The sequence below is a fragment of the Corynebacterium ulcerans genome, assembly GCF_000767685.1.
Taxonomy (GTDB): domain Bacteria; phylum Actinomycetota; class Actinomycetes; order Mycobacteriales; family Mycobacteriaceae; genus Corynebacterium; species Corynebacterium ulcerans.
On record NZ_CP009622.1, the window covers coordinates 524353 to 536180 of the forward strand.

General features: G+C 53.1%; 10 protein-coding genes. 7 read left to right on the forward strand and 3 right to left on the reverse strand.

Annotated features, from left to right (window positions below):
* Positions 1–130 precede the first annotated feature (130 nt).
* Positions 131–2341 (reverse strand): NADP-dependent isocitrate dehydrogenase, encoded by a 2211-nt coding sequence (locus CULFRC11_RS02480; RefSeq protein ID WP_023635222.1) that lies wholly within the window; start codon positions 2339–2341, stop codon positions 131–133.
* A gap of 252 nt (positions 2342–2593) precedes the next feature.
* Here CULFRC11_RS02480 and CULFRC11_RS02485 point away from each other — a divergent pair, with 252 nt between their 5' ends.
* Positions 2594–3820, forward strand: a complete 1227-nt coding sequence (locus CULFRC11_RS02485; protein ID WP_023635223.1) for an MFS transporter — start codon at positions 2594–2596, stop codon at positions 3818–3820.
* Here the strand turns inward: CULFRC11_RS02485 and CULFRC11_RS02490 are convergent.
* Positions 3817–4587, reverse strand: coding sequence for a MerR family transcriptional regulator (locus tag CULFRC11_RS02490; RefSeq protein WP_023635224.1), 771 nt, complete (start codon positions 4585–4587; stop codon positions 3817–3819). The two genes, CULFRC11_RS02485 and CULFRC11_RS02490, sit on opposite strands and share 4 nt — an antisense overlap.
* Positions 4588–4654: 67 nt before the next feature.
* On the opposite strand from CULFRC11_RS02490, the gene CULFRC11_RS02495 reads away from it, so the two are divergent.
* The 5 genes from CULFRC11_RS02495 (at position 4655) to CULFRC11_RS02515 (ending at position 9613) form a co-directional block, all read left to right on the forward strand.
* On the forward strand, positions 4655–5554 hold the full coding sequence (locus CULFRC11_RS02495) for an exodeoxyribonuclease III (protein ID WP_031270051.1): 900 nt from the start codon (positions 4655–4657) through the stop codon (positions 5552–5554).
* Positions 5555–5641: 87 nt separating this feature from the next.
* Positions 5642–5821, forward strand: a complete 180-nt coding sequence (locus CULFRC11_RS02500; RefSeq protein WP_023635226.1) for a hypothetical protein — start codon at positions 5642–5644, stop codon at positions 5819–5821.
* Between the two features lie 370 nt (positions 5822–6191).
* Positions 6192–7229, forward strand: coding sequence for a trypsin-like serine protease (locus CULFRC11_RS02505; RefSeq protein WP_023635227.1), 1038 nt, complete (start codon positions 6192–6194; stop codon positions 7227–7229).
* A 125-nt stretch (positions 7230–7354) separates the two neighbouring features.
* On the forward strand, positions 7355–8392 hold the full coding sequence (gene trpS, locus CULFRC11_RS02510) for a tryptophan--tRNA ligase (RefSeq protein WP_023635228.1): 1038 nt from the start codon (positions 7355–7357) through the stop codon (positions 8390–8392).
* A 135-nt stretch (positions 8393–8527) separates the two neighbouring features.
* Entirely contained in the window at positions 8528–9613 is a 1086-nt protein-coding gene (locus CULFRC11_RS02515) for a YhjD/YihY/BrkB family envelope integrity protein (RefSeq protein WP_023635229.1), read from the forward strand.
* Positions 9614–9646: 33 nt separating this feature from the next.
* On the opposite strand, the gene CULFRC11_RS02520 is transcribed toward CULFRC11_RS02515, so the two are convergent.
* A complete protein-coding gene (locus CULFRC11_RS02520; protein WP_023635230.1) occupies positions 9647–10861 on the reverse strand; it encodes a D-alanyl-D-alanine carboxypeptidase family protein in 1215 nt (404 codons plus the stop codon).
* Positions 10862–10896: 35 nt separating this feature from the next.
* On the opposite strand from CULFRC11_RS02520, the gene CULFRC11_RS02525 reads away from it, so the two are divergent.
* Entirely contained in the window at positions 10897–11820 is a 924-nt protein-coding gene (locus CULFRC11_RS02525; protein WP_038620364.1) for an amidohydrolase family protein, read from the forward strand.
* The last annotated feature ends 8 nt before the right edge of the window (positions 11821–11828 follow it).

Sequence of the window (11828 nt, forward strand, 5' to 3'; positions counted from 1 at the left end):
AAAAAATAAACAGCTTGGTCTATTTTTTGAAGAAAATGCAGGCAGTGAGTGAATTAAAATATAGACTAAGCGGTTTTGGGGATGGGAAAAGCCGCCCTCACGTGTGAGTGCAGGGCGGCTTTTTAGGAGACTACTTTATGGAACTAATGATGTTGTTGTAGCTAGCGACGGGACGCATGATCGCGGTGGTCTTGGCGTCATCGGGCTGGTAGTAGCCACCAAGATCGGCAGGGGTGCCTTGAACTGCGAGCAGTGCATCGGCGATTTCATCCGAGTGCGCCTCCAAGGCCTCTGCGACAGGTGCGAATGTGGCGGCAAGGTCGGCGTCTTCGGACTGAATCGACAATTCCTTCGCCCAGAACTTGGTAAGGAAGAAGTGAGAGCCACGGTTGTCGATTTCGCCCGCCTTGCGCGATGGAGAGTAACCCTCGTTGAGAAGGGTTTCGGTGGCGCGGTCGAGGGCGTCGGCAAGTATTCCTGCCTTGGTGTTGCCTTCGGTGTTGGCAAAGTGGCGCAGAGATTCTGCTAGGGCGAGGAACTCTCCAAGAGAATCCCAACGGAGGTGGTTTTCCTCGACAAGCTGTTGGACATGCTTTGGAGCGGATCCGCCGGCGCCTGTCTCAAAGAGTCCGCCGCCAGCCATAAGCGGAACTACGGAGAGCATCTTTGCGGAGGTGCCGAGCTCAAGGATTGGGAAGAGATCTGTGTTGTAGTCACGGAGTACGTTTCCGGTAACCGAAATGGTGTCCTCGCCGCGGCGGATGCGGTCGATGGAGAACTGGGTGGCGTCGACAGGGCTCATGATGCGGATGTCGAGTCCCTCGGTGTCGTGGTCGGCGAGGTACTTTTCCACGAGAGTCGTGAGGTTGCGGTCGTGCGCGCGCTCAGGATCGAGCCAGAATACTGCGGGCATACCGGACAAGCGTGAACGAGTAACTGCCAGCTTAACCCAGTCCTGGATAGGGGCATCCTTGGCCTGGCAGGCGCGCCAAATGTCGCCGGCCTCTACGTTGTGCTCGATCAGGACTTCGCCAGCGGAGTTAACAACCTGTACGGTGCCGTTAGCTTCGATCTTGAAAGTCTTATCGTGTGAGCCGTATTCCTCAGCTTTTTGTGCCATCAAGCCCACGTTGGGGACGGTGCCCATGGTGGTTGGATCGAATGCGCCGTTCTTCTTGCAGTCTGCGATAACGGTTTGGTACACGCCTGCGTAGGAGGAATCGGGGATGACGGCCAGGGTGTCCTGCTCTTCATCGTTCTTGTTCCACATGTGGCCAGAGGTTCGGATCATAGCCGGCATGGAGGCATCAATGATGACGTCGGAGGGGACGTGGAGGTTAGTGATGCCCTTGGCGGAGTTGACCATGGCGATGTCGGCACCCGATTCGAGGGCTGCATCGAAAGCTGCTTTGATCTCGGCGCCATTGGGGAGAGGCTCTAAACCAGAGTAAATCGCGGCAAGGCCGTTCTCGCCATTGAGCCCGGCTGCCTCTAGCTGCTCGCCGTAGGTTGCGAACACGTCTGCAAAGTAGGCGCGGACGACATGGCCGAAGATGATGGGATCGGAAACCTTCATCATGGTGGCCTTGAGGTGTGCAGAGAAAAGGACGCCTTCATCTTTGGCGCGCTTGACCTGCACTGCTAGGAATTCGTCGAGGGCGCGGGCAGAGATGAAGGTGCCGTCTACGACCTCGCCTTTGAGGACCTTAAGTCCTTCTTTGAGAACCTTTTCACCGTTGTCGGTCACCAATTTAATGGTGAGGGTGTCGTCGGAAGGCATGATGACGGACTTCTCGTTATGGCGGAAGTCGTCGCTTTCCATGGTGACCACGTTGGTCTTGGAGTCTGCCGACCATGCACCCATGCGGTGAGGGTGCTTCTTGGCAAAGTTCTTCACTGCGATAGGTGCGCGACGATCGGAGTTGCCCTCGCGGAGCACTGGGTTGACGGCCGAGCCTTTGACTGCGTCATAGCGGGCGCGGATGTCTTTTTCCTCGTCAGTGGAGGGAGAATCTGGGTAATCCGGAAGTTTGTAGCCTTGGGACTGCAGCTCTGCAACCGCGGCTTTGAGCTGAGGGACGGAAGCAGAGATGTTAGGAAGCTTGATGATGTTTGCTTCCGGAGTCTTGGCAAGATCGCCGAGTTCCGCCAGTGCGTCGTCGACCTTTTGGTCCTCCGCAAGGAATTCGGGGAATTGCGAGAGGATGCGGCCTGCGAGGGAGATGTCGCGGGTCTCCACCTCAATGCCTGCGGTGGAGGCGAAGGCCTCAACGACAGGCTTGAGAGAGTAAGTGGCGAGAAGCGGTGCTTCGTCGGTGCGAGTGTAGATGATCTTTGCCATGAGTCTCCTCTTTATTCGGGCTCGTTGTACAAACAAAAAGAATACCTGTTGTACAGCACAAATGCCTCCCCACTGGGGAGAATATGGCCATATGCTGGGGATAGTGGTTGGGGAGTCGGGGGTAAAAACAGTACAACTGTCCTGTTTATCAGGCGGGGGCTCTGCGCTAAATGTCCGCTTACGGTGGTCTGGCAGTAGAGGGCTCAGCCCTCTTGCGTAAAAACGAGCTCGTTAGCTGTAAGGTAGTCCGATGTGCAAAAAATGATGCGTCGCCCGATTCCCCGACAAACTGAAATTTCCGAGCAACATCGGCTCGCCACCATGATCGCCTTGGCGCTCGGAACATTTGGCCTGGGGATCACGGAGTTCGTCACAATGGGGCTGCTCAATCAGATCGCCGCAGATTTTCGTGTCAGCGAAGATACCGCAGGTCACGTCATTGCCGCTTATGCCCTAGGTGTGATGATCGGCGCGCCTCTCATTACCGCATTAACTGGCATGATCCCGCGCCGTAGGCTCCTCCTCATCCTCACATTCGCTTTTGTGGCCGGCAACGCATTGACTTTCTTCGCCTCCAGTTTCTCTGTGCTTATCGTGGCGCGTGTCATTGCAGGATTGCCACAAGGTGCGTTCTTCTCCGTCGCAAGTTTGGCCGTTGCGTCGATGGCCCCTGAAGGCCAACGGGGCCGTTCGCTTGCGTTTGTTGGGATGGGGCTTCCTATCGCCACCGTTCTTGGCGTACCTGCCGCACAAGCTCTGGGACATGCCACAAGCTGGCACGCTGCATATTTGCTGGTTACTGTCGTAGGACTGATCACGCTTGGCTTGCTCTGGTTCCTTATGCCTCATATGACCAAGATGAAGCCAACCAGCCCTTTGACGGAATTGGGAGCTTTGGCCCGTGGGCAGGTCTGGGCGTCGCTGCTCATTGGTTCTGTGGGATTTGGTGGCATGTTTGCCGTCTATACCTATATCTCTTGGACCATGACCCAACAGGCTGGTCTGCACGAAAACCTTATGTGGCTCGTGCTTATGGCTTATGGAATCGGAATGATCGCCGGAAACTGGCTCGGTGGACGTTTGTCTGATTGGAGCGTGGAATACGGAATCTTCTGGGCATTGATTGCCATCGTGGTCACCCTGGCCGGTTTCTTCTTTACAAGCCATAACGCTGTCCTCGCAACGATCAACTTTGGGCTCATCGGGCTTTCCGGCTCGTTGCTGATTCCCTCTCTGCAAATCCGTTTGATGGACGTTGCTGGCCGAGCACAGACCTTGGCTGCTGCCCTCAACCAGTCTGCTTTGAACATCGCCAACGCGGCAGGGGCACAATTCGGAGGCCTCGTGATCGCTGCCGGCTACGGCTATTCTGCACCTGCGCTCGCTGGCGCCGCACTAGGAATCGCAGCCATTATCTTGTGGATCCCCGCTCATATTTTCCGCGTGCGATCTGAGCAGGCGTTGGCGTCGACAAGCTAAGCCCACGACGGATTATCCACATCAACGCCCCCGCGCCGCGCAGCATCACGAACAAGCTCCAAAAGATAAGGCGCAAGACCCTGGTAGTGGGCGGCAAAACGCTCGTCGCTCACGTACATGTTCGCCAAAATGAGCTGTTTTGAAAGCGACGACTCATACCATTGAGCAATTTGCTGGCTATGTAGCTCAACAATGCGGTCCGCGGCTGCGGTGCCCGGACGCACGCCCGCTTGCCATGCGCGATGTAGCTCGGACACAAAAGCTGCATCTGAGGCCTTAGCTTGCTGCCAGTCGCTCGCGGACATCGAACGCGCTGTGCTTTGCGACGCCGCCCACTCCTCCGAATCGCCCCAACGCGACTCCGCCTCATCCTGGTACTCGACGTAATTCTCGCTCCAGTCATGGGAAAAAGTATCGGCAAAGTCTTGTGGGGTCATGGGGGTTTCTCCTCGGAGTAGCTTTTCGACGGAAAGAATTGTCGATTCTTTCCTAAAAATCTCTTGTTTAAGCAGCTTTAGCTGTCTCTGAAGATGCTCTTTTTCTGTTGACGGTTCTTCCAAAATCCTCTGGATGGTTTTTAAGCTCAGCCCTGCTTCTCGATACACCAAGATGGTAAAAGCCTTTGTGAGGTCTTCTTCGGTGTAGAGCCGGTAGTCGCTATGGTTGCGCCATTGAGGTTCCAACAGTCCAATCGCGTCCCAGTGCCGCAGTGCTCGTGTGGTTATGCCGAGGAATTCGGCTGCTTCACCTATGGTGAGTTCGTTCATGCTTCTATTGTGACGCTTGACGCTGGGGCAAGGTCAAGGAGCACAAATTAAAGTTAGGATGAAGATCATGCAGATTACGACGGTCAACGTTAACGGCATCCGCGCAGCCGTGAAAGAGCGCAGTGAAACAAATCTGGGCATGCTCCCATGGTTGGAAAGCGCCGGTTCCGACGTAGTGCTTTTGCAGGAGGTTCGGGCTTCTGAGAAAGACACCCTGGCAGCACTTGCCCCGGCGCTTGATGCTGGTTGGCATTATGTAGGAGCACCGGCGGCTGCTAAAGGCCGCGCCGGGGTGGGGATCTTGAGCCGTTCTGAGCTTTTCGACGTCCACGTGGGCATCGAAGGATTTGAAGATTCTGGTCGGTACATCCAGGCAACGCTTCGCGACGGTACTGATGATGTGACAGTCGCCTCGCTATATCTACCTTCTGGTTCCGCCCAGACGGAGAAGCAGGATGAGAAGTATCGCTTTTTGGACGTCTTCGAGCCTTTCCTTGAACAGGCAGCTAAGGACCACAAATACATGGTGATAGGTGGAGACTGGAACATCTGCCATCGTCGGGAAGACCTGAAGAATTGGAAGACCAATAGAAAGAAATCGGGATTCCTTCCAGACGAACGTGCTTTTATGGATTCAGTGTTTGGCACATTCCCTGACGCGGCCTCTCAAGTAGAGGATGCTGGGCAATGGGCTGGTGCTGTGGAGTATGCGTCGGATGCGAAGCGTAAGCCTGCGCTAAATCCTCAATGGTTTGATGTGGCGCGACGGTTACAGCCTCAGGATGCTCCTTACACGTGGTGGACGTATCGCGGTCAAGCCTTTGACACGAACGCAGGGTGGCGTATCGACTACCAGGCTGCGACACAGGCGATGCTAGATCGCGCAGAAAAGACATGGGTGGATAAAGCAGCTGCTTATGATCTGCGATGGTCCGATCACTCGCCATTGAGCGTTATTTACCATTAAAAGGTGGAGGCTTTCGGCACTCACAGAATTTTCGAGTAGGATACACCGGGTTGTCATTCCTGTGTACGTTATTTTCTAGGAGCTTTCATGCGGGTTAAGAGTTTCATTGCGATTGCCGTTGGTCTTGTTTTGTTTGTTGGGTCTCACTTCATGATTAACGCACATGACATTAACTCAATGATTGCTTCCATCATTATGGGAATCGGGGGAGCGATAGTAGTCGGCGGAGTAGTAGGAGCTCTTTGCAAAGAACCGCGAAAGCAATAACACATACTTTGTGTAGTCTTCGGATTAAGGCCTGTCGCTTATAGCGGCAGGTCTTTTGCTTATGCATAAGCTTTGCGACGCCCCTCACCAACCAAATTTATTTCCTAAAACAGCATTTAGTTTTCTTATGTTGGAAAACCATATTCCATAAGTGTTTAGTGACTTAAAAGCGCAATATATTAATTTTATTTTTTATTGACCTCTTAAAGGGGTATTCCTGCTAAAATGCTTGCCAACATCTGGGAAAGAGGTAGCTTTATTTTTAGTTTCCTTTTCGCGTGTGGGGGTGTGGGGTCCTTTCTATAGGTGCGAAATGGAAAATTACTTTTATTCATTTTTGTTTTTTGGAACGTTTTAGCGGAATGTGAAAATGATAATTCGTAAGATCGCTACTTTATGCACTATCGGAATAACTGTGCTGGCTTGTGCTATCACTCCAGTTCAAGCAATGGAAGGGGGAGTGGAAGTAAGTAGTGATGATCAATTAGCGCAGATGGTCATACGGGTTCGGCATTGCACCGGGACCGCAATTGCACCGCATTGGGTAGTGACAGCAACACATTGTTTTCCGGAAAATGCGGAGAAAAGCTATGTTCGTTTAGGTATTGAACGAGGAACAACGGGAAATCACGTAGCAATTGACCGTTTTGTAGAGGCGGATAAACCATTGTTTATTCCTAATTCTGACGTGGCATTGCTACACACCACTCAAGACATGAAACTTCCTCGTTATGCGGAGCTGGACTATAGCCCTATAAGCCCTGAAACCCGCGGCACAGGATATGGCTGGGGGAAAGGGACTGGCAATGTGCTTAAAAAGGGAGAACTCATTGTTAAAGCGGTAGGAAAATCCACGTACCGCGGGCCTGCTCTCGAGGCTTATCACACAGATAACAGCAACACTCAGTCTGGTGATTCGGGTGGGCCATTATTTGTCAATGGAAAGCTAGTCGGCGTGGCTTCCCACAAGCCGTGGGGGTATACATCTCAATGGGTTAATTACTCGCCTCTCAACGGTCTTGAGCATGCGATAACGCAAGCGAAAACCTCAGCAACTTTTTCAGAGACCGATCGGGGTCCGTTTCAGCGGAGATGGAACAACGGTCAATGGGAGGACATGGAGTCCACTGATAGCTCTGAATTTTTAGACACTACAGAAGAAAAAACAGAGCAGCCGCCTTTGCTGGAGGTACGCACGGAAGACTTGTTGAACTCAGAAGGCGAAGAAACGAAGAAGCCGGATGCTGATGTAAACGCACATAGCCCCAACCTTGCTGAAGAAAAGGAAGAGTCGCAGACACAGAAGACGACGGGGATCGTAGGAATTGTCATGGGAATACTTGCTGGTCTCGCAGGTATTGGTACTCTTATCGCTTTCTTCCTGCAGCACATGAAAATTTGGGGCTAACGCTTAGTACGTCTGAGCGTGGCTCGCTCATAGCGACGCGTGACTTTATGCTCAGCGTGGGGCGTCGAAAAGCAATGACGGATTAAGCGATTCCCATAGGGGACGACAGACTACGCAATACTAGAATGGCAACCATGACTGAACCGAAAGCTGTAAAAAAGCAACGAGTGCTCTCGGGAATCCAGCCGACTGCGGATTCCTACCATCTAGGTAACTACCTCGGTGCTTTGAAACAGTGGATTGATCTCCAAGATGGATATGATGCGTTCTATTTCATCCCAGATCTTCATGCCATCACCGTAGATCAAGACCCTAAAGAGCTACGTCAGCGCACAATCGCAGGAGCTGCGCAGCTTTTGGCACTGGGCATCGATCCCGAAAAATCGACATTGTTTGTCCAATCGCATGTCCCAGAACATGCTGAACTGGGATGGATCATGACATGCCTTACCGGTTTCGGCGAGGCAAGTCGCATGACGCAGTTCAAGGACAAATCCGCGAAGCGCGGCGCCGACCGGACGTCTGCCGGCCTATTCACCTACCCCATGTTGATGGCAGCGGACATTCTCCTGTATCGGCCTCAGCTCGTTCCTGTTGGTGAAGACCAGCGCCAGCACCTGGAGCTGACTCGTACCCTTGCAGAGCGCTTTAACTCGCGTTTTAAAAAGACCTTTGTGGTTCCAGAAGGAATCATTCCGGAAGGCGCTGCCAAGATTTACGATCTGCAGGAGCCTACATCCAAGATGAGTAAGTCGGGAACGAATCCTAAGGGACTCATCAACCTTCTCGACGACCCTAAAGTATCTGTGAAACGCATCAAATCTGCCGTCACGGACAGTGATGGCGAAATCCGCTACGACAAAGCTAACAAGCCAGGCGTCTCCAACCTCCTTGTTATCCAATCGGCGCTGACAGGTAAAACGATCGATGACCTTGTAGCCGGATACCAAGGCCAAGGCTATGGCGCCCTCAAAACCGACACGGCCGATGCCCTTGAAGCTTTTGTGACGCCACTCAAAGCCAAATATGACATGTATATGTCTGACCGGGCAGAGCTTGAGAGAGTGCTTGCCCTTGGAGCGTCTAAGGCGCGCGAAGTGGCTTCCCGCACCCTCGCGGATGCGTATGAGCGCATCGGTTTTCTGAAGGTTGGGAAAGAATAGGCGATTCTTTCCAGAAAACATCTAACAAGTTGACAACGATCCGGCCCCGATAGCTGAAATCTCGGGCCGGATTTTGCTTGTCGTCTCTATCGTGGAAGAAGTTAGTAAGAAAACTTTTGTCAAAAGGAATCCCTCATGTCCACAACTCCCACCTCAACCCGCCAAGATAAAAACAAAACTGACGAATACGGGATTGAGCGATCCAATGCCGATGAGCCAGGATTTGTGGATAAGTATCGGAATAAATGGCAGTGGTTCGACCACATCATGCGGATGAACGAGCGGTATAGCAAAGAAGGCGGCAATCAGTACTCCGCTGGTATTACATACTTCTCAGTCCTGTCGATGTTCCCCTTGTTGATGCTCATCATGGCAATTGCAGCGTCGATGCTGGCGCAGCGTCCTGACTTGCTTGCTCAGATTCAGGAGAAAATTGTTGCTTCTGTCGATGGCTCGATTGCTGAGACGTTGACCAAGATTTTGGATACCGCTATTGATCAGCGTGGTGCCATGTTTGGCATCGGTGGTTTAACCGCTTTGTGGTCGGGGCTCGGGTGGATGGCTAACTTGCGCTACGGAGCGTCGAAAATGTGGTGCTATCCCGTTACCGGAGAAAATTTCTTTAAGGCAAAACTGCAGGATTTGCTTGGGCTAGTGGGCCTCCTTTTAGCATTCATCGTGGCCTTCGGCGTTACCGCGATTGGCTCTTCGGGCCTCACAGAGCGTTTGCTCGTTGCGTTTTCGCTTGACGACGTCCCCGGTATCTTCCTTCTCACCTTCGCAGTTGCCATTCTGCTGGGACTCGTCGCTAACTTCTTTGTTTTCTTGTGGATGCTTAAATACCTTCCACGCGGGGAGGTCCCCATGAAATCTGCAGTGCGCGCAGCCGTCATCGGGGCGGTCCTTTTCGAGATCTTCAAACAGCTTGCCGCACAGTTCTTCTCAAACGCTTTGAACAACCCAGCGGGTGCTACTTTCGGCCCGATCATCGGTGTAATGGTTTTGTTCTACTTTGTTTGGCGAATCCTGATGTATTGCTCTGCATGGGCAGCCACAACAGAAGAAGCTTTGGCGATCGCTAAGCTTGATGTTCCAGCGCCTGCAGTGATTCGAGTGCGTGAAGAAGTTCGGATCAGTAACGATAAAGGTAAAGGAATCGGAATTGGAGTGGCAGCAGGCGCTGCGGCTGCGGCAATAGTTACTGCTTTAAGGAAAAAATAAAATCAGGGGAGCCATTCATGGGCTCCCCTTTCTTTACGCTTTCTTGTCGTTCCTTTTCCTACCTAGGAGCCATGTCAGCGTCCCTAACATTATTAACCCTAGGATTGCGCCTCCGATGACAAGAGCCGGGGCATGATTTCGGTCGCGGCTAGGAGCATCGCCCTCGCCAGGTGTAGGTGGAGTCGGTAGCTCTGAGGGGGAAGGTTGGGAAAGAATCGACGTTTCTTTCAGATTCCCCACCTTTTCACCTTTTGGAACAGCGTAGGCGGCGTCGATAAGCTTTTGGGCCTGTTGCCACGGGCGGCCCTGTTCCACGGTGGTATCTAAGATCACTGCGGCGAGGCGGCGACCGTCGATATCTTTCGCTCCGACAAAGGTGTGGTGGGCGTCGTCGGTATAACCGGTCTTTCCGCCGATGCCGTGCTCGTCGTTGAGGAAGAGCCCGTTATCGTTCCATACCTGGAATGTGGGCGTGGCGGCGTTGCCGGGAAGCTCTATGTGTTCTGTGGCCACCATTTTTGCAAAAGTTGGATTCTTCCAGGCATGGCTATAGATAAGTGCTAAGTCGTGCGCGGAGGTGGACATTCCGGGGGCGTCGAGGCCGGAATAGCTGGCGGCGTAGGTGTCCACGGTTCCCAAGGACTGGGCGAGAGCGTTGACCTTTTCCAGGGTTTTGTCATTGCCACCAAGCCGTTGCGCGAGGGCGTGTGCTGCGTCGTTTCCGCTATTGAGAAGCAGGCCGTAGAGAAGCTGCTCGTTGGTGTATTCGACGCCGTCTACGTAACCCACCGCAGAGCCTTCTTGGTTGGCGTCTTCAGCGGTGATCTTTACTTTTGCTTTCAGATTGAGTTCGTCGAGTGCAACAAGCGCGAGCAGGGCTTTGATAACGGAGGCTGGTCTATAACGTCCGTGCGGGTCTTTGGTAGCGATGACGTCGCCATTGTCCAGATCAAAAACCATCCACGCAGAGGCCGTATTGGCTGGTTCGTTGAATCCTTTGGCTTTGGTCACACCGCAGCCACCCGGGTATTCATTAATGACCGTAGGTCGAGGCGTGGGGGCAACTTGACCAGGCTTTAGCTGTTCAGAAGTGGTTTCTGCGGGTGGGGGAGTAAGCGCGTACTCGCAGTTATTGGTGTTAGGTGCCGATGATCGCGGGGTAGGGTCGGCTAGCGCCGCGGGGGTAAAAACAAACGCTAATGTAAAAGATGATGCAGTTAAGGCTGCGATCGTTGATGACACTTTCATATCAATGATCGTGCCTGTGCCTTAATGTTATATGCATGTACGACACCCCAGATTTTCGAACAGAGTTTAAGATCCTAAAACCGGAGTTGCTTCACGCAATGCCAAAGGTCATTCTTGGCGACGCCGGTGACGCAGCTTACCTCAAAGCCCGGATTCGGGAACTGGGCGACGACACCGTTGCTTACTACGAATGCACAGTGCCTCTCGACGCCGCTGACGCCGCCATCGCAGCCGCGGACTCTTCGCCCTTCCCCGTGGGCATAATCCTCGATCTTGGCGATCAACCAGCCCCACTCGACCGCCTCCACACACCCGGCGATCTTAGCTGCGTGACCTCCGACGCCCATACCGCCCGTGTGCTGCGAGAAAACCTCATCGCTTACGACTTCACTGGCCCGCTCGAACAACAAATACATGCCGGCGCCACCCGTATCACCCACGGAATAGAGCTTTTCGACGACTTCTGCGTCACCGACGGCGACCTTAAACCCGGACAACTTTCCGCATGGGTTCTGGACCGGCGCATCCCCGTGCTGACCAATCCCTTCGACGATCTCGACTCCGGAGACATCGACGACCTCTCAGATCATCCGCTGCCCCTCATGCATAAGCTTGGTTTCAACGCAGCCTCAGCTCTACTAAGCAGTGATCGTATGAACGAGCTCGTCGAGCACTTTGACTACTCGATCGAAGACCTCTACGCATTAACCATGACGGCGGTCTCCGCCTCCTACCTGCCAGAGCCTGCCCGGATTCAACTGATCGAATCAACCATTAGTCCTTTCTTCGCCAGCCTCAGCGACGACGATAACGGCGGAGCAGAAGATCTTGCGGAAGATACTGAGGATATTAAAGATCTTGAGAAGGTTCGGAAAGAATCGTCGATTCTTTCCGAACCACCACTAGAACTCATCGCTGAGATGGGCATCGATCTCAAGGATCTCGGTCTCAACGAATAGATCCCAGA